General features: G+C 69.9%; 15 protein-coding genes and 1 pseudogene. 8 read left to right on the top strand and 8 right to left on the bottom strand.

Going from position 1 to position 18,015, the window contains the following annotated elements; translation table 11 throughout:
* Positions 1-2: 2 nt before the first annotated feature.
* The 7 genes from CLV30_RS18220 to CLV30_RS18190 form a co-directional block, all read right to left on the bottom strand.
* Positions 3-4,595, bottom strand: coding sequence for a ThuA domain-containing protein (locus tag CLV30_RS18220; protein WP_106538666.1), 4,593 nt, complete (start codon positions 4,593-4,595; stop codon positions 3-5).
* Between the two features lie 122 nt (positions 4,596-4,717).
* Positions 4,718-5,584, bottom strand: coding sequence for a sugar phosphate isomerase/epimerase family protein (locus CLV30_RS18215; protein ID WP_106538665.1), 867 nt, complete (start codon positions 5,582-5,584; stop codon positions 4,718-4,720).
* A gap of 150 nt (positions 5,585-5,734) precedes the next feature.
* Entirely contained in the window at positions 5,735-6,922 is a 1,188-nt protein-coding gene (locus CLV30_RS18210; RefSeq protein WP_106538664.1) for a purine-cytosine permease family protein, read from the bottom strand.
* 2 nt (positions 6,923-6,924) lie between these two features.
* Positions 6,925-7,746 (bottom strand): ABC transporter ATP-binding protein, encoded by an 822-nt coding sequence (locus tag CLV30_RS18205; RefSeq protein ID WP_106538760.1) that lies wholly within the window; start codon positions 7,744-7,746, stop codon positions 6,925-6,927.
* 8 nt (positions 7,747-7,754) lie between these two features.
* Positions 7,755-8,759, bottom strand: coding sequence for an ABC transporter substrate-binding protein (locus CLV30_RS18200; protein ID WP_106538663.1), 1,005 nt, complete (start codon positions 8,757-8,759; stop codon positions 7,755-7,757).
* Positions 8,760-8,802: 43 nt separating this feature from the next.
* Positions 8,803-9,717 carry an ABC transporter permease gene (locus tag CLV30_RS18195; protein ID WP_106538662.1) on the bottom strand — a complete coding sequence of 305 codons (915 nt, stop codon included), beginning with the start codon at positions 9,715-9,717 and terminating at the stop codon, positions 8,803-8,805.
* A gap of 136 nt (positions 9,718-9,853) precedes the next feature.
* A complete protein-coding gene (locus CLV30_RS18190) occupies positions 9,854-10,342 on the bottom strand; it encodes a hypothetical protein (RefSeq protein WP_106538661.1) in 489 nt (162 codons plus the stop codon).
* A 99-nt stretch (positions 10,343-10,441) separates the two neighbouring features.
* Between CLV30_RS18190 and CLV30_RS18185 the strand changes: the two genes are divergently transcribed.
* The 4 genes and pseudogenes from CLV30_RS18185 (at position 10,442) to CLV30_RS27925 (ending at position 11,902) form a co-directional block, all read left to right on the top strand.
* Positions 10,442-11,146: a class III extradiol ring-cleavage dioxygenase family protein gene (locus CLV30_RS18185; protein WP_129710907.1), complete on the top strand. Its 705-nt coding sequence runs from the start codon at positions 10,442-10,444 to the stop codon at positions 11,144-11,146.
* A 23-nt stretch (positions 11,147-11,169) separates the two neighbouring features.
* Positions 11,170-11,310: pseudogene (locus CLV30_RS27930) on the top strand (GNAT family N-acetyltransferase); the annotation flags it as partial.
* A 122-nt stretch (positions 11,311-11,432) separates the two neighbouring features.
* Entirely contained in the window at positions 11,433-11,741 is a 309-nt protein-coding gene (locus tag CLV30_RS27390; protein ID WP_240723206.1) for a dihydrofolate reductase family protein, read from the top strand.
* A complete protein-coding gene (locus CLV30_RS27925; RefSeq protein ID WP_420841973.1) occupies positions 11,708-11,902 on the top strand; it encodes a dihydrofolate reductase family protein in 195 nt (64 codons plus the stop codon). The genes CLV30_RS27390 and CLV30_RS27925 overlap by 34 nt, the downstream gene beginning before the upstream one ends.
* A 150-nt stretch (positions 11,903-12,052) precedes the next feature.
* Here the strand turns inward: CLV30_RS27925 and CLV30_RS18170 are convergent, their stop codons facing one another.
* The gene (locus CLV30_RS18170; protein WP_106538658.1) at positions 12,053-12,361 is read right to left on the bottom strand and encodes an antitoxin; all 309 of its coding nucleotides are present in this window, start codon (positions 12,359-12,361) and stop codon (positions 12,053-12,055) included.
* A gap of 653 nt (positions 12,362-13,014) precedes the next feature.
* Between CLV30_RS18170 and CLV30_RS18165 the strand changes: the two genes are divergently transcribed.
* The 4 genes from CLV30_RS18165 to CLV30_RS18150 all read left to right on the top strand — a co-directional run.
* The gene (locus CLV30_RS18165) at positions 13,015-14,715 is read left to right on the top strand and encodes a glycine/sarcosine N-methyltransferase (protein ID WP_106538657.1); all 1,701 of its coding nucleotides are present in this window, start codon (positions 13,015-13,017) and stop codon (positions 14,713-14,715) included.
* Between the two features lie 211 nt (positions 14,716-14,926).
* A complete protein-coding gene (gene metK / locus CLV30_RS18160; RefSeq protein WP_106538759.1) occupies positions 14,927-16,123 on the top strand; it encodes a methionine adenosyltransferase in 1,197 nt (398 codons plus the stop codon).
* Between the two features lie 54 nt (positions 16,124-16,177).
* The gene (locus CLV30_RS18155) at positions 16,178-17,158 is read left to right on the top strand and encodes a carbohydrate kinase family protein (RefSeq protein ID WP_106538656.1); all 981 of its coding nucleotides are present in this window, start codon (positions 16,178-16,180) and stop codon (positions 17,156-17,158) included.
* A gap of 90 nt (positions 17,159-17,248) precedes the next feature.
* A partial coding sequence (locus CLV30_RS18150; RefSeq protein ID WP_106538655.1) for an adenosylhomocysteinase occupies positions 17,249-18,015 on the top strand: 767 nt, incomplete at its 3' end.

The raw sequence follows: 18,015 nt of genomic DNA, 5'->3' as shown, positions 1-18,015 counted from the left end.
GTTCATCGCGCCCGCGCCACCAGCGCGAGCATCCGCCAGTACGACCCGTCCGGGCTGGACAGGGTCAGGTCGACGGTGCGCCCCGAGGCGCCGCCGTCCAGGGTGAACTCCTTCCACGCGTAGGTGTCCTCGGGCATGGTCGCCCGTGCGGGTGACACGACCGAGCCGTCCGCCGACACCACGAACCCGGACGTCGAGTAGTCGGGGTCGCCGGTGAGCAGGGAGAACACGTGCTCACCCGGCGGCACGGCGACGCGCAGCTCGCCGGGCCCGCTGTTGTCCAGCACGAAGTCGCGGCGCAGCGCGTCCGGATGGCCGCGGTCACGCTCCTGCGGCGGGCCGCTGACCCAGCCGAAGCCGCGTTCCGGGTCCCACTCGTCGCCGGAGGCGAGCCCGGTGTAGGAGTCCAGCACCGGGCTGCCGGCCGAACCGCCGTCCAGCGCGATCGCGACGTCGTCGCCGTGCGGCACCACGTAGGTCGTGCTCTCCGGTGCGCCCGCGACCGCCGTGCCGTCGGCGGTGACCCGCGCGGTAAGCCTCGGCGTGGCGACCTCGCCGGCCGCCGGAGCGCCCGCCGGCGGCGACACGGTGACGTCGACCTGGCGCGTGGATCCGGCCGGCACCGTCACCGACCCGGTGCTCGCGCTCCAGTCCGCGGGGACGTCGACCGTCACGTCGACCTCCGCCGCCTGCGCCGAACGGTTGTTCGTGACCGACACGGTCGCGGTGTTCGCGCGCCCGCTGAACACGGGCGTGCCGACGTCCATCCCGGACACTTCGACGGCCGCCAGCACGTCCAGCTCGGCCGTCAGCGGCAGCGTGGCCGGACTGCGGCCGCGGTGGACGAAGCTCGCGGTGCCGGCGAGCTCCACCTCCGCCGGCTCGGCCGTGGCCGGCGGGGTGAGCCGCCATCGCCCGGTGACCGCCGCGCCGGGTTCGAGCACCCGGAGGTCGGACGCGCCGACCCGTTCGGCGTCCCAGCCCTCCGGCACCTCCAGGGCCAGCCCGGGGTCACGTACCGGCCGGTTGCCGTCGTTCGACAGCGTCGCGTTGGCCAGCACCGGCTCGCCGGCGACCACCTCCGCGGCGTCCGTCTCGAGCGTCGCGTCCAGCCCGTACAGCTCGGCGACCGCGCCGGACAGCACGTCGTGCGCGGCCGTCACCGGTGTCAGCAGGTCGGTGGCCACCTCGTCGGTGAGCTCGCCGGCGTCCACCTGCCCGGTGATCCACCGCCGTCCGCCGGCGACGTGCGTGAACGCCTCGTCGACGTGCTCGGTGAAGGCGGGGTCGTCCGTGCCGGACGTGTCGGCGACGTCCAGCGCCGCCTCGGCCGCGGCCTCGACCCGCCCGGCCAGGTCGCCCAGGTAGCTCTCCTGCTCGTCGTCCAGGGCACCGGCGTGCGCGGCCGTCGTGTCGCGCAGGTCACCGGCCAGTCCGCCCACCTCGCGCAGCGGGTCGGTGGCCGGGTTCTCGAACCGCATCCAGTCGAGGTTGAACAGGTACTCCTGGCCCGGCTCGTCGGTGAACACGAGGAACAGCTCGTGCGTGCCTCCGGGGTCGTCGACCTGCGCGGTGACGGTCTCGAAGGTGCGGGACCCGCCCGTCGGGGCGACGTCGACGCTGCCGATCACCGGTCCGTCGACCGCGTCCGTGCGCAGTTCGATGGTGCCGCCGGACCCGGACGAGGCGACCCGGAAGGTCAGCTGGGTCACGCCGTGCAGGTTCACCGGCTCGAAGGAGATCCAGTCACGGTGCCCGATCTGCCCGACCATTCGGCCGCCGTCGCCCTCCTGGGTGTCGTACAACGCCACGTCACCGGCGCCGGTCCAGTGCTCGGCCTGTTTCAGCCGCGGTTGCAGGATGGCCGAGTCGCCCCCGGTCAGCGCGGAGGCGCCCGTGCCGCCCTGGTCGGTGTAGGTGGTGTCGACGATGTAGAAGATGTTGTCGTGCTCGTCGTGGCCCTCGTCGACGATCGCCTCGACGGTGCCGGCGCAGCCGCGGTACCGCTCGAGCGGGTGGCCGTGCTCGTCGTGGCCGAGCCTGGGCTGAGTGACGACCTGCTGGCAGTCGATGGTGCCGTCCTCGCTGGAGCCGTCCTCGGCGTCGGTCACCCGTACGTCGAAGTCGATCGGCTCGCCGAAGCCGAACACCTGGCCGTCGCGCGGTTCGACCATCTCGACGACCGGCGCAGTGTTGCCGACGGTGATCGGGACGTTCGAGACCCCGGTCCGCCCGGTCGGGTCGGTCACGGTGAGCTGCGCGGTGTAGTCGCCGCGCTCGGTGTAGGTGTGCACCGGGTTCGGGTCGGTGCTGTCGACGGTGCCGTCCGCGTCGAAATCCCAGGCGTAGCTGATCGGATGCTCGTCCGGGTCGCCGGAAGCGTCACTGGAGAACTGCACGGTCAGCGGCGGCTGCCCGGACGTGGGCGTGGCGCTCGCTCGGGCGTCCGGCGAGCGCTCGCCGATCTTGGCGTAGTTGATCTTGTAGATGCCCGAGTCGGTGTTCGGATCGCCGCGGCCGGACCCGCCGTAGTTGCTGCCCCACTCGATGACGTACATCGAACCGTCCGGGCCGAACTGCATGTCGATCGGGCGCAGGAACTCCTTGCCCGGCAGGAACGGGTTGATGACGGCCGGGTCGCCGTTCTCGTCCAGCTTCACCTCGAAGATCGCGTTCCGCGTCCACTCGGCGACGAAGACGGTGTCGTCGTAGTACTCGGGGAATTTCGCCTCCGAGTCCAGCTCCGGGTCGAAGTGGTACGTGGGCCCGCCGATGGCCAGCCGGCCCCCGCTGCCGAGCTCCGGGTACTGCGGCGAGACCCCGTACGGATAGGACATCCACGCGGGCTGCGCGGGGGGCAGCTGTTGCGCTCCGGTGTTGTTCGGCGAGTCGTTCACCGGGCCGCCGGCGCAGTCGTACAGCGGTCCGGACTCGCCGGTGGCGAAGTCGTGGTCGTTGTAGGCGTGGTTGTCGCCGATGCAGTACGGCCAGCCGAAGAAGCCCGCCTCGCGCGCCTGGTTGTACTCGTCGTAGCCCTTGCTGCCCCGGGTGTCGCTGTCGTTGCGGGCGTCCGGGCCCACGTCACCCCAGTACAGCCAGCCGGTCTCGTTGTCGACGTGGATGCGGTAAGGGTTGCGCAGCCCCATGACGTAGATCTCGGGACGTGTCCGCGGCGTTCCCGGCTCGAACAGGTTGCCCTCGGGAATCGTGTAGCCGCCGGCAACAGTGTCCGTGGGGTGCACCCGCAGCACCTTGCCGCGCAGGTCGTTCGTGTTCGCCGACGAGCGCTGGGCGTCGCTGTGCTCGTGGCCGGGCCGTTCGTCGGTCGCGCCGTAGCCGCTGCAGCACGGAAGAGAGTTGTCTCCGGTCGCGACGTAGAGGTTCCCGTCGGCGTCGAAGTCCATCCCGCCGCCCTCGTGGGCGTTGACGTCGCGCTGGGAGTTGATCTCGAACAGCACCTTCTCGGAGTCCATGTCGAGGGTGCCGGTCTGCTCGTCGAAGGTGAACCGGGACACCAGGCTGACGTCCTTGTTCAGCGGCGAGTAGTAGACGTAGAGCCAGTGGTTCTCGGTGAAGTCCGGGTCGAGGACGATGCCGTGCATGCCGTGCGTGTGCTCGACCAGAACGTCGAACGTCGCGGCGCGGTGCGTGCGGGACGTCTGCGGGTCGTAGTACTTCAGCGCACCGCCGCGCTGGACGTAGAAGACCCGGCCCCGGTCGTCGATGTCCATCGCCAGCGGGTCGTCGGTGTTCCCGTCCAGCTGGATCTTCTCGAAGTTGGCGCCGGCCGTCGCGCCGCAGTCGCCCTCGGCCGCGCCGGCCGCCCACTCGATGCCGCCGAGCAGGTGGTCGAGGAAGAGCGGCTCGTCGGTGAACGCCGACGACGCGTGCCCCATGCCCGTGTACCAGGAGCGACCACCGTCGTAGCGCTGGCACCACGAGATCGGGTGGTCCGCGCCCATCTGGTCGCCCTCGTAGGACTTGCTGTCGTAGCTGGCCAGCACGTGCACGTCGCCGCGCGGGTTGGTGGCGAAGTCGTACGGCTCGGCGGTGCGGGTCCATTCCTGCGGTAGGTGGGCGGTCGACGGGTGCTGCGGGTCGTCGACCTCCACCTCGAGCTCCTGCACGGCCGGGTGGCTGGCGAAGAACGCGCCGACGAGTTCGCCGTACCACGGCCAGTCGCGCTCGGTACCGGACGCGGAGTGGATGCCGACGAAGCCGCCGCCGGCCTGGATGTAGCGCTCGAACGCCGCGCGCTGGTCGCCGCCCAGCAGGTTGCCGGCCTGCGGGGTGGAGTTCGTGTTGTTGAAGATCACCACCTCGAACTCGGCGAGCGTCTCGTCGGTGAACATCGTGGAGTCGTCGGAAACCACGACGTTGAACCCGTGCTCCTCGCCGAGGGACTCGATCGCGGCGACACCAGCGGGGATGGACTCGTGGTAGAAGTTCGTCGTCTTCGAGAACACGAGCGCGTCGAAGCCGGCCTCGTGCTGAGGGACGGGTTCCTGGGCGGTTGCGGGCGGTTGACCGATCGTCGACGGCACGGCGACAGCGAGCGCCGCGACGAGTGCGCCGGTCAGGGTCGGACGGATCATCGACCGTCACCTCCGGTGGTGCGGGTCGAGGGCGATGCCGGGAGGACGGCCCACGAGCGCTGTGGTAAGCGCTTACCGCAGTGCCGGCCGCCACGGCCGGGGGTTCGTTCGCTGCAGAGGTTTCAGAAGCGCATGGCGCGCAGGGCCCCGAAGCTGTTGCGGGCCGTCGCGAACTCGGACTCGGGGTCGTCGTGCTCGACGAGCCACTGGCGCACGCCGCCGCGGTGCGCGTCGGCGAACATCGCCTCGAAGTCCAGGACGCCTGACCCGACGTCGGCGAATCCGCCGTCCGGAGCCATGTCCTTGACGTGCAGCGCGGGGAAGCGCGCGGGGTAACGGACGAAGTAGTCGGCGGGCTCGTACCCGCCGCGGACCATCCAGTACACGTCGAGCTCGAAGCCCACGTACTCCGGTTCGGTCTCCTCGACCAGGATGTCGTACAGCACACGCCCCTCGTCGGTGGCGAACGAGGCGTCGTGGTTGTGGAAGAGCACCTTGAGCCCGTACCGCGACGCCGTCTCGCCGGCGCGGTTGAACGTGTCCGCCAGGGCGCGGAACGAGTCGGCGGTGTAGTCCACGCCGGGCAGGCTGCGGATGACGATCCATTCGCCGCCGAGGACGACGACCTCCTCGCAGGCCTGCTCCCATCGGTCGTCGATCCGGTTCAGCCCGACGTGCTCGAGGACGGCCCGCATCCCGGTGTCGTCGATCATGCTGCGGATCTCGGCGGCGCTGTGCCCGTGCCGTCCGCTCACGCCCACCGTCGCGTAGCCGATGCGGGCGAGCTCGCCCAGCGTGCCCGCGAAATCGTCGGCCAGCGACCGGCGCATGGTGTAGAGGTGCATCCCGATGCCCGGCCTGGGGATCGGACGGTCCGCGGCGGACGCGCTGCCGGCGCCGATCACGCCCAGCGCGCCGGCAGCCAGCGCCGTGCTCGCACTCGACCGGAGGAACGTACGACGGTCCATGTCACCTGTGCCTGGGGTCATCCGGATGCTCCGCCCTTCTGGGTGCCAGTTGGGTCGCTCTGCCGGTAAGCGTTTTCCCAGAAGGTTACGGGGACGCTTTCGGGTCGTCAATGGGTCGGTTCGCATGATCATCGGCAGAGAACCGCCGTATGGGCCGGAAAGTGCCGATGATCATGGGATGGCGCGACGGCGAAGCGCACGCCGGTGCATCGCGCGCGCCACGGCCGTGGACACTCCGGCGGCGGCCAGGCCGACCAGCGGCGCACCGGTCACGCCGAACGCGGTGAGCACGAGCCCGAGCCCGGCGGCGGGCAGCCACATCGCGAGCACGACCCGGTGGCCGCGGCCACGACGCCGCGCGTGCGCCTCGACGGCCAGCGGCACGACCAGCGGCGGCAGCACGGCCGCCAGGACGGTCAGCCAGGGCAGCAGGACGCTCTCGAACCCGCTGGTCGCCAGGGCCAGTCCGGCGACACCCACCGCGAGCGTCGCGGACCGTCCGGACAGTGGCGTGACCGACCGCAGCGCCAGCCCGCCGGAGTGGTAGGCGGTCAGCGACGGTGCGACGACGGCGACGGCGATCAGCGCCGTGCCGAGGGTCGAGGCCTGCAGATGGGCCACCAGGTCGCTGGAGCCTCCGCGCAGCGCGACCGTCGTGCCCGCGGCCGCGGCGACGAGCGTGGGGACGACCAGCACGACCGCGCACGCCCGCAGGTCACCGCGGCCGCGCAACCCGGCCGTGAAGTCCGGGGCACGCAGTGCGAAGACCGACACGTAGCCCACGAACACCGACACGTCCGCGAGCAGGAGGGCCGGCGCGTCCAGCCGGGCGGTGACCGGAACCGTGGTCTCGGCGCCGCGGATCGCCACCAGCCCGACCAGCGCCAGTGCGGCCGCCGTGGTGAGCACGGCCGGACCGTTCCAGCGGTGCTGCCCGGCGAGGGCGAGCACGAGCAGCGGAAGCCCGAGTACGCCGACCCCCAGCCACCGCGGCGCATCCAGCAGCGACGCCAGCGCGGCACCGCCGAGGCCGGCGTTGAACCCCAGCCAGCCGACCATCGACAGCGCCATGAGCAGCGAGACCAGCGTCCGGTCGCGGCGCGGCAGGTAGCCGTCGAGCACGTCCGACAGCGGCCAGCCCTCGCCGTACGGCGGGAGCACCCCCAGCCGCCCCTGGACCAGCAGCAGCGCCGCCATGGCCGCGCCGCTGAGCAGCAGCGTGATCAGCGGCATCGGCCCGTCGTGCCGGTCGGCCACCCCGGCGCCGAGGACGAGCGCGGCGGGGGAGGTGCCGATGGCCAGCCAGGCGCCGGCGGTGTGCCACCAGCGCCGTTGCGCCGCCGGCGCCGGGCCGGCCACGCTCATCCGTTGTGGGCGCTGGCACCCAGGATGGCGCGGATCTCGCTCGCCAGGGTCTCGAACGTGGTGCTGGACATGGTGGCGCCGTAGTCGCGTTGCTGCGGCAGGTCGACGTCGTAGACCCGCTCGATCCGGCCCGGCCGCGGCGTCATGACCACCACCCGCTGCCCGAGGTAGACGGCCTCGGCGATCGAGTGCGTCACCAGGACGACTGTCGTCGACGTCTCCCGCCAGATCCGGTGCATCTCGACGTTCATGTGTTCGCGGGTGAGCGCGTCGAGCGCGCCGAACGGCTCGTCCATCAGCAGCACCGGGGGCTCGTGCAGCAGCGCCCGGCACAGTGCGACACGTTGCTGCATCCCTCCGGACAGTTCGTGCGGCAGCGCGTCCTCGAACCCGGTCAGGCCGGTGAGCTCGATCAGCCGGTCCGCCCGCTCGGCCGCCGTGTGCTTGTCCATGCCGCGCATCTCGGCCTGCAGCAGGATGTTGGCGCGCGCACCGCGCCACTCCAGCAGCGCGGCACGCTGGAACGCGAAGCCGATGTCGCGCTGCGGCTCCCGTACCCGCCCGCCGAGCAGGTCGACGTGGCCGGTGGTGGGCGGCACCAGCCCGGCGATGATCTTGAGCAGGGTGGACTTGCCGCAGCCGGACGGTCCGAGGATGGTCACGAACTCACCGGCGCCGACGCGCAGCGACACGTCGTGCAGGGCGGTGGTGCTCTGCCGTTTCGACCGGAACGTGCAGGTGAGGTCATGGACGTCGATGGTCGGGGTCACGGTCTGGGAGCCGTGCTCGCCCGGCTCGGCGGCGGTCTCGGAGGTCATCGTGCCGCTCACCCGGCCTCGGCGAACGACGGGTCCCAGTACGTCGACGGATCGCCGGGATCCTTCAGGTCCGCGTGCTCGGCGAGCAGGTCGATCGTCTCCTGCCACTGCTCCTCGGTGTTCACGCCCGGAGCGGGGGCGGTGTCCAGCTGCAGCAGCCCCAGGCTCTTGTCGAGCTGGTCGACGAGGACCTGCGTCTCGGGGGTCTCGCTGGCCGCCTCCTCCATGGCCGCGGCAGCGGCTTCCTGGTTCTCGGCGGCGGCCTCCCAGGACCGGGCGGTGGCCCGGACGAACGACTCGACCAGCTCCGGGTTCTCGTCGATGGTCTTCTGGTGCACGACGATCCCGGTGCCCAGCAGGTTCATCCCCCAGTCGGAGAACTGGAGCACCTCGACCGGGTTGCCGCTGATGTTCTCGATGGTCGGCGCCTGGTCGTGGAAGAAGCCCATGATCGCGTCCGCCCGACCCTCCACCAGCGCGGCGATCTTGCCCGCGGGGTCGACGTTGACGACGTTGACGTCCTCGGGGTTGACGCCGTTGAGCTCCAGCCACGCCGGGAACGTCGCGTACATCGCGTCACCGGGTGTCCCGGCCACGGTCAACCCGGCCAGATCCGCGGGCTCGCTGACACCCTGCTCGGCGAAGAACTCCACCGACGACGGTCCTTTCTGCAGGAAGACGCCGACGCTCTTGACGGGCATGCCTTCGGAGACGCCGTTGAGCAACGCGGGCGTGTCGGCCCAGCCGAACTCCGTCTGGGACTGGGCGACCTGCTGGACGGTGGTGGTCGACCCGCTGCCGGGTTTGATCTCGAGGTCGATGCCCTCCTCCTCGTAGATCCCCTCGGCGACGCCGTAGTAGAACGGCGCGTGCTCGCCGTAGGGCACCCAGTTCAGCGTCAGGGTCACCTCGGTCGGGCCGTCACCGTCGCCACTGGTCGTCGTCTCGCCACTGCCACAGGCGGCGAGGATGAAAAGGGCCACCACCGAAGTGGTCAGCAAGCTACGTCGCATCGCGCGGCACCTTTCTCGGATTGACGGGGGTAGGGGGCTCGGGTCAGGACGTCGTCGTCATCGGGATCGCCTGCCTGCGGCTGGCGTGCCACGGGATCAGCAGCGCCTCGGCGGCCTCGACCAGGACGAACAGAGCGACACCGAGCGCGGACATCAGGATCAGGTCGGCGAACAGCAGGGACGAGTTGAGGTTGCCGCTGGCCAGCAGCAGCACGTAGCCGAGCCCTTCGTCGGCGCCGACGAACTCGCCGACCACCGCGCCGACGACGGCGAGGGTGACGGCGACCTTGAGTCCCGAGAGCAGGTGTGGCAACGCACCCGGGAACCGGATCTTGCGGAAGGTCTGCCAGCGGCTGGCGCCCATCGTGGACGACAGGTCGAGCAGCGCCGGGTCGGTGGAGCGCAGGCCGGCGACGCCGGAGACCACCACCGGGAAGAACGCGATGAGCACGGCCAGGATGATCTTGGGCGTCGGGCCGAAGCCGAACCAGACGACCAGGATCGGCGCGATCGCGATCTTCGGAATGACCTGCGCGAACAGGATCAGCGGGTACAGCGCCTTCTCGAGCGTGGGGGAGTAGACGATGAGGACGGCGGCGACCATCCCGATGAGGGCGGCCAGCAGGAAGCCGACCACGGTCTCGTACGTCGTCACCCAGGTGTGGGTGGCGAGCATCTCCCGATCCTCCAGCAGCGTCGCCCAGACGTCGCCCGGCGTCGGAACGAGATAGGCGGGGAACATCTCCGCGGCGGTGACGACCCACCAGCCGACACCGAGGAGGATGAGCAGCAGCCCTGGCCGCCACACCGCGGAGAACGCCTGCAGCGTCCAGCGCAGCACGGCGTTCCGCGCGGCCGGGGTGGGCAGTTCCTCGCCGGCGTCCGGTCCGTCGACGCCGGCTCCGGCCGGGCGATCCTGGTCCGTCAGCCCGTCGCGGCTGGACACGTCAGACGTCATCGAAGAACTCTTCCTTGTCGTCGGCAGCGGTCGGCGAGCACGGAAAACGCTTTCCTCAAGGTGACGCTACCGGTGGCGCGGCGAGACGGTCAAGACCCGCCGCCCGGACGGTGTGACTCGCGGGTTGACGCCCCGCTCAGTGAGGTGCGTGCGAGGTGGTGTCGAAACGGCGGCGCAGGGCGTCGCGCAGCGTGACACGAGCCCGGTCGGCCACGGCGAGGGTGCCGAGCGCCCCGGTGCTGGCGACCACGACGGTCGCGACCGCGCGCGCCTCCTCGGGGACGGACGCCAGCGGGCCGAAGCCCTCGATCATGGCCAGGGTCGCGAGACCGGTGATCGCGGCCGCGACGACGATGCCACCGCGTCGCGGCCGCGGAACCTCCGGATCGGGCTGGCCCTCCCAGGCGACGAGGCCGCCCAGAGCGGCGAGCGAGAGGCCGAGCACAGCGCCCACCCCGCCGAAGTCCAGTGCGGCCATGACCAGTCCGACGGTCATGAACACGCGTGCCGCCGGTCCCGCGGGGTCGCGCCTGCCGGCGGATATCCACGCGAGGCAGCTGCCGACGCCGACCAGCAGGACGACACCGGCGATCAGCAGCCGGTAGACGTCGTCGGTGTCGAACATGTCTGATATTCGACCATGCCGGGCCGGTTCCGCGGCCGGCCGCCCGGTCGGCGTGTCGTTGTGGGGCCCGCGGGTGGCGCGAGGACCTAGGCTGGGGGAGTGCTGGTATCGGCTGCCGTGTGTCCACATCCGCCGCTGCTGGTCGCGGGCGTGGGGCCGGCGCGCGACGACGACATCGATCTGCTCCGCGGCGCCTGCTGGACCGCTCTCGACGCGCTGCGCGACGGCAGTCCGGAGCTGCTGGTGGTGGTCGGGGTCGGACCGGACACCGCCGACGAGGTGACCGGTGGCGGCAGCCTGGCCGACTACGGCGTCGACCGCCGTGTCGCCCTGCCCGGCGCGCACGCCGGCGACGACGGGCTGCCGCTGTCGTTGTGCGTGGCCGCCTGGCTGCTCGAGCGCGACGGCTGGTCCGGCAGTGTCACGGGCGCGTCGGTGGCGCCCTCGGCAGCCGCCGACGACTGCGCCCGCCTCGGCGAACGGCTCGCCTGGCGCCGCGAACGGGTGGCGATGCTGGTCATGGCGGACGGCTCGGCGCAGCGCTCGGACGAGCAGGCGGACGCGGACCGAGCCCTGGCGCGCCGGCACGACGCCGACCTGGTGCGCGCGCTCGAGTCGGGCGATCCGCGGGCGATACTGGCCCTGGACGACGCGGCGGCCGCCGCGAGCCGGGCAGGCGGCATCCCGCCGCTGCGTGTGCTGGGCGGTGCGGCCGAGGACGGCCTGTTCGACGCCGAGATGCTCTACGACGCGGCGCCGTTCGGCGTGGGGTACTCCGTGGTCGTGTGGGAACGCCACGGTTAGTACTTCCCGTCGTCGACGGCGCCGGCTCGGTACCGGGCCGGTTCAACCTGGTCGGCATCGAAGATCACGCCGCCGAACTCGGCTACCCGGTGGCGCAGCACGTTGCCGGCCGTGGCGTGGCGACCGCGACCGTCCGGGAGCTGTGCCGGCTGCAACACTCAAGACGTGAGCGCAGCCTGATGCTCACCGAAAACCGCCACCGAGGTCCACGGATCTCGGGCCGACGTCGGCGATGCGATTCCCGGAGCGTTCGGTCGGCATCCACACCACGGGAAGGACCACGACCATGACACTCGTCTTCACCACGTTGTCGGCATCAGTCGACGGGTACGTCTCCGGCCGCGGCGCCCGGGCCGGCAACGCCGTCGTATCCGGGCGCAACACCTACGAGCACGCGGGCCGATGGGGCGGCGACAGCATGGTCGCCGGAGCGCCGCTCTTCGTGGTCAGCCGCGACCCGATCCCGGATGCCGCTCCCGGGCAGCCCATCGTCACCGACGGGATCGAGTCGGCGATCGCGCAGGCCAAGGACGTCGCCGAGAAGGCCGGAAGGACGTCAAGATCGCTTCCGGCACCACCACAACCGAAGCCCTGAAGGCGGGCCTGCTGGACGAGATCGTCATCAACCAGGTTCCGGTACTACTCGGCGGCGGCCATCCCTTCTTCCGCGACCTGCCCGAGGCCGTCGAACTCGAATGCCTCTCGGTCGCAGCCAACCGAGACGTCACGCACCTCACGTACCGGGTCGTCAAATGACCTTGCGGTCAGCTGCGCTCCGTGACGCGTTGGACCGGCAGTCGCTGCCGAAACTGTCGGATATGACTGCAACACTCAAGACGTGAGCGCAGGCTGACGCTCGCCGGGCCCGCCACCGAAGTTCCACGGAGCCCGGGACATCCTCACGGGTCAGGGCCGGCTGCCGGAGTCGTCTCCGCCGGAACCCTCGGTGCCCTGGCCCTGCGAGCCCGTGCCGCTCTCGCCGGACGCGCCCTCGGTGCCCTGGCCGGTGCTCTCGCCGGAGGCGCCTTCCTCGCCCTGGTCGAACTGCTCGACGTAGCCCTTGGCCTTCTCGGCGCCGGTGTCGAGCTTCTCGCCGTACTGCCCGCCGGTCTTCTCGTCGACGAAGTCCTTGGCCTTGTCGATGTTCTGGTCGACCTTGTCGCCGTGACCGGAGACCGCTTCGCTGATCTTGTTCTTGACCTTCTCGAAGACCATGATCCTTCACGTCCTCTCGTTTCGGGTCGGCCGTGCCCGCCGCCCGGTTGCGGCCGGACGTGACCCTACGACCCTTGGTACCCGTGTTCGCGCAGGCCATGCAAAGGCCCCGCCGGCGAGCGGGCTCGCGGGCGGGGCCACGGGGTACGGTCGGAGCCAACCGAGGCGTCCGCATGTCGGACGGCAGTGAAGTCGGCGTGCGATCCGTGGAAATTGCGTTTCTCATAGCGCAACGGTTGCGCATTAATTAACGCGATCTCGTTTTTGCCTAACAAGCCGACTATACAGCACGGAGTTCACCTGCAGATTTCACCCCCGCTCGAGAGAAGATGATCTCCATGCATTTGCCGATGCGTGCCTGTGAATCCGCTGGTCAGCGGGCAAGATGATCCAGATCTTGCTATCTCGATAGGAACCCTCTAACTTGGTGGTGGTGCGTTGAACCCGCCGCGAGGCTGAGGTCTTCACAGCGTGCCGCTGGTGGCCGCCAGTGAGTAGTCGACGGATGTCGGGCCATGTGCGGGCAGCGTGAGCGCCCGCGCCGCGGTGTTTTTGGTTCCGCGGTTCCTGACGTGTCGGCGGACCGATACCGGCGCAACGAGGCGCCGGTGACGATGTGCAATTTTGCCGCGCGAACACGTGGGGAGTGTCGTATGCCCGGAAGCGAACACGTCAGCCTCGACAAGGCGCCGAACAACGGCGCCGACGAGTCATCTGAGGACGGCTACGTCCAGGACTTCGGTAGCAATCCGCTCGAGGTCCGGACGACCGATCACTACACCGAGGAGTACGTGACCGGCTTCGTCGACAAGTGGGATGCCCTGATCGACTGGAAGAAGCGCTACGAGAGCGAAGGCAGCTTCTTCATCGACCAGCTCACCTCACGGGGCGTACACAAGGTCCTCGACGTCGCCACCGGCACCGGGTTCCACTCGGTGCGGCTGCTCGAAGAGGGCTTCGAGACCGTCTCCGCGGACGGCAGTCCGGAGATGCTGGCCAAGGCGTTCGCCAACGGCCTCGAGTACGGCGGGCACATCCTGCGGGTCGTCAACGCCGACTGGCGCTGGCTCAACCGGGACGTGCACGGCGAGTACGACGCGATCGTCTGCCTCGGGAACTCGTTCACGCACCTGTTCTCCGAGCGCGACCGTCGCAAGGCCCTGGCCGAGTTCTACGCGATGCTCAAGCATGACGGCGTGCTGATCCTCGACCAGCGCAACTACGACTCGATCCTGGACGACGGCTTCTCCAGCAAGCACACGTACTACTACGCCGGAGAGGACGTTTCCGCGGAGCCGGAATACGTCGACGACGGTCTCGCGCGATTCCGCTACGAATTCTCCGACGGTGAGCAGTATCACCTCAACATGTACCCGCTGCGCAAGGACTATGTGCGTCGCCTGATGCGGGAAGTGGGATTCCAGAAGGTCGAGACGTACGGCGACTTCCAGCAGACTTACGCCGACGACGACCCGGATTTCTACATCCATGTCGCCGAGAAGCACTACCGCCGCGACGACGAGCTCGACGAGCTGTATTCGAGTGCCGTGCACACGGCCCGCGACTACTACAACTCCGAGGACGCCGACAACTTCTACGCCACGGTGTGGGGCGGCGAGGACATCCACGTCGGCACCTACCAGAGCGAGACCGAGGACATCGCGACGGCGAGCCGGCGCACGGTCGAGTCGATGGCCGGCCTGGTCGACATCGACGAGAACACGAAGATCCTCGACGTCGGCGCCGGTTTCGGCGGCGCCGCGCGCTACCTGGCGAAGACCTACGGCTGCCAGGTCAGCTGCCTCAACCTGAGTGAGGTCGAGAACGACCGCAACCGCACGATGAACGCCGAGCAGGGCCTCGACCACCTGATCGACGTGGTCGACGGCTCGTTCGAGAACCTGCCGTTCGAGGACAACGCGTTCGACCTCGTCTGGTCCCAGGACGCGTTCCTGCACAGCGGCGAGCGGGTTCGGGTGCTCGAAGAGACGGTGCGCGTGCTGCGCCCCGACGGGCAGATGGTTTTCACCGACCCGATGTCCGCGGACAGCTGCCCGGCTGGCGTGCTGGAGCCGATCCTGAAGCGGCTGCAGCTGGACACCATGGCCTCGCCGGACTTCTACCGGCGTGAGCTCGGCCGGCTCGGCCTGACCGACGTCGAGTTCCGCGAGCAGACGGCCAACCTGGCCAGGCACTACCAGCGGGTGCACGACGAGTCGCTGCGGCTCGCGGACCAGCTCGCCGGTAAGGTCAGTGACGACTACCTCGACAAGATGCGGGCCGGCCTGAAGCACTGGGTGAACGGTGGCAACTCCGGCCATCTCGCCTGGGGGATCTTCACCGCCAGGTCCTGACGCCGACGGGCGAGACCCCGGACGGCCACCTGGCCCGCTGTCCGCCCGGTGTCACGAGACACCGGGCGGACGTGCAGGGTCTCCTGGTCATGTACGACACTTGACCCGCAGTTCGACGAAGTCGCGACGACGCGGCGCAGGGGCCGACCCGGCCCGATACCACGACCGAGTGCGCTCACCGCGCCCGACCATGTGAAGGATGATCTCCCAGATGACGTTTCGACGACTGTTCACCAGCGAGTCGGTCACCGAAGGCCATCCGGACAAGATGTCCGATGCGATCAGCGACTCCGTCCTGGATGCGCTGCTCGAGAAGGACCCCAAGTCCCGTGTTGCCGTAGAGACCCTGATCACCACCGGCCAGGTGCACATCGCCGGTGAGGTGACGACGCAGGCCTACGTGGACATCCCGCAGATCGTGCGGGACCGGATCCTCGAGATCGGCTACGACTCGTCGGCCAAGGGCTTCGACGGCGCGTCCTGCGGCGTGAACGTCGCGATCGACGCCCAGTCGCCCGACATCGCCCAGGGCGTCGACACCGCGCACGAGACCCGCGTCGAGGGCGCGACCGACAAGATCGACTCGCAGGGCGCCGGCGACCAGGGCCTGATGTTCGGCTACGCCTGCTCGGACACGCCCGAGCTGATGCCGCTGCCGATCGCCCTCGCGCAGCGCCTCTCGCGGCGGCTCACCAACGTCCGCAAGGACGGCGCGCTGCCGTACCTGCGCCCCGACGGCAAGACCCAGGTCACGGTGGAGTACGACGGCGAGCGCCCGGTGCGCCTCGACACCGTCGTGGTGTCGAGTCAGCACGCCGCGGACATCGATCTCGACCAGATGCTGGCCGTCGACGTCCGTGACCAGGTCATGAAGCCGGAGGTGGACGGGCTCGAGCTCGACACGTCCGACACGCGCATTCTCGTCAACCCGACCGGCCGGTTCGTCACCGGCGGCCCGGTCGGCGACGCCGGGCTGACCGGCCGCAAGATCATCGTCGACACCTACGGCGGCATGGCCCGCCACGGTGGCGGCGCCTTCTCCGGCAAGGACCCGTCCAAGGTCGACCGCTCCGCCGCGTACGCGATGCGCTGGGTCGCCAAGAACGCCGTCGCCGCCGGCCTGGCGGAGCGCATCGAGGTGCAGGTCGCCTACGCCATCGGCAAGGCGGCGCCGGTCGGGCTGTTCGTCGAGACGTTCGGCACCGAGGCCGTCGACCCGGCCAAGATCCAGCTGGCCATCGAGGAGGTCTTCGACCTGCGTCCCGGTGCGATCGTCCGGGACCTCGAGCTGCTCCGTCCGATCTATGCTCAGACTGCCGCGTACGGGCACTTCGGCCGGCCGGACATCGACCTCCCGTGGGAGCGCACCGACCGCGTCGAGCAGCTGCGCGAGGCGGCCCACGTCTGACGGAACACCGGAATCGTCAGCCGTGAGAAAGGCCAGACCGAGGAGGCCCGCCCAGTGCGTATCGCAGTGACCGGATCGATCGCCACCGATTACCTGATGGTGTTCCCGGGAAGAATCTCCGACCAGCTCGTCGCCGACCAGCTCGAGCACGTGTCCCTGTCGTTCCTGATCGACAGTCTCGACGTCCGCCGCGGCGGCGTCGCCGGGAACATCTCCTTCGGACTGGGCACGCTGGGCCTGCGTCCGGTGCTCGTCGGAGCGGTCGGGCAGGACTTCGACGAGTACCGTGCCTGGCTGGACCGGCACGGTGTCGAGACCGGCGCGGTGTACGTGTCCGAGGACCATCACACCGCCCGGTTCCTGTGCACCACCGACAGCACGAACAACCAGATCGCGTCGTTCTACCCCGGCGCCATGTCCGAGACCAGCAACATCGACCTGAACGCCGTGTCGGGTCAGGCCGGCGAGCTGGACCTGGTGCTGATCGGCGCGAGCGACCCGGCGGGCATGCTGCGGCACACCGAACAGTGCCGGTCGCTCGGGCTGCCGTTCGTCGCGGACTTCTCCCAGCAGATCGCCCGGATGGACGGCGACGAGGTGTCCAAGCTCGTGCCTGGTGCGCAGTACCTGTTCACCAACGAGTACGAGGGCGGGCTGCTGCTCGACAAGACCGGCTGGACGCGCGAGGACGTGCTCGGCCAGGTCGGCACCTGGGTGACGACGCTCGGCGGCGCGGGTGTGCGGTGGGAGTCGAAGGGCTCCGACCCGATCACCGTGCCGAGCGTGCCGGCCAAGCAGGAGGTCGACCCGACGGGTGTCGGCGACGGCTTCCGGGTCGGGTACTTCGCCGCGCAGTCCTGGGGCCTGTCCGTGGAGCGGTCGTTGCAGTTCGGCTGCCTGATGGCCACCACGGTCCTGGAGACCATGGGTCCGCAGGAGTACTCGATCGACCCGAAGGTGTTCGTGCAGCGGCTCGCGGACGCCTACGGCGACGAAGCGGGCGCGGACGTCGAACCGTTCCTTCCGAAGGCCTGATACCTGACCGCGTCGCGGGTTCCACGAGGACCGCCGGCGCCCACGCCGAGACCGACCACCCCTGTGTCTACACGAGGAGTCATCCGACAGATGTCCACCGACAAGTTCCGAACGCTCAACGGCATCGATTTCGCCGTCGCCGACCTTTCGCTGGCCGAGTACGGCCGCAACGAGATCCGTCTCGCCGAGCACGAGATGCCCGGCCTGATGGCGCTGCGCCGTGAGTACGCCGAAACCAAGCCGCTGCTGGGCGCCCGGATCTCGGGTTCGCTGCACATGACGATCCAGACGGCGGTGCTGATCGAGACGCTGGTGGCGCTGGGCGCGGAGGTGCGCTGGGCGTCGTGCAACATCTTCTCCACCCAGGACCACGCGGCCGCGGCTGTCGTCGTCGGCCCGAACGGCACCCCCGAGGCGCCCTCCGGTATCTCCGTGTTCGCCTGGAAGGGCGAGTCGCTGGAGGAGTACTGGCAGTGCACCGAGCAGATGTTGACCTGGCCGGAGCTCGAGGGCCCGAACATGATCCTCGACGACGGCGGCGACGCGACCGTGCTGGTGCACAAGGGCGCGGAGTACGAGAAGGCCGGCGCCGTGCCGTCCGCTGCGGACAACGACCCGGACGAGTGGAAGGTCGTGCTCAGCGTCCTGCGCTCGTCGCTGGCGAAGGACGCCACCAAGTGGACGACGATCGCCGGCGGCATCCGCGGTGTCACCGAGGAGACCACCACCGGCGTGCACCGGCTGTACCAGCTCGCCGAGTCCGGTGACCTGCTGTTCCCGGCCATCAACGTCAACGACGCGGTCACCAAGTCGAAGTTCGACAACAAGTACGGCTGCCGGCACTCGCTGATCGACGG

The organism is Haloactinopolyspora alba (genome assembly GCF_003014555.1).
Taxonomy (GTDB): Bacteria; Actinomycetota; Actinomycetes; order Jiangellales; family Jiangellaceae; genus Haloactinopolyspora; species Haloactinopolyspora alba.
Note: the sequence above shows the minus strand (reverse complement) of the source record. Positions and strands in the feature narration are given on the sequence as shown.

Bases quoted from the DNA above. Each gene is read 5' to 3' on its own strand.
- CLV30_RS18200 (WP_106538663.1), bottom strand. From the start codon at position 8,759: ATGCGACGTAGCTTGCTGACCACTTCGGTGGTGGCCCTTTTCATCCTC.
- CLV30_RS18220 (WP_106538666.1), bottom strand. From the start codon at position 4,595: ATGATCCGTCCGACCCTGACCGGCGCACTCGTCGCGGCGCTCGCTGTC.
- CLV30_RS18170 (WP_106538658.1), bottom strand. From the start codon at position 12,361: ATGGTCTTCGAGAAGGTCAAGAACAAGATCAGCGAAGCGGTCTCCGGT.
- CLV30_RS18195 (WP_106538662.1), bottom strand. From the start codon at position 9,717: ATGACGTCTGACGTGTCCAGCCGCGACGGGCTGACGGACCAGGATCGC.
- CLV30_RS18190 (WP_106538661.1), bottom strand. From the start codon at position 10,342: ATGTTCGACACCGACGACGTCTACCGGCTGCTGATCGCCGGTGTCGTC.
- CLV30_RS27390 (WP_240723206.1), top strand. From the start codon at position 11,433: ATGACACTCGTCTTCACCACGTTGTCGGCATCAGTCGACGGGTACGTC.
- CLV30_RS18165 (WP_106538657.1), top strand. From the start codon at position 13,015: ATGCCCGGAAGCGAACACGTCAGCCTCGACAAGGCGCCGAACAACGGC.
- metK (WP_106538759.1), top strand. From the start codon at position 14,927: ATGACGTTTCGACGACTGTTCACCAGCGAGTCGGTCACCGAAGGCCAT.
- CLV30_RS18205 (WP_106538760.1), bottom strand. From the start codon at position 7,746: ATGACCTCCGAGACCGCCGCCGAGCCGGGCGAGCACGGCTCCCAGACC.
- CLV30_RS18215 (WP_106538665.1), bottom strand. From the start codon at position 5,584: ATGACCCCAGGCACAGGTGACATGGACCGTCGTACGTTCCTCCGGTCG.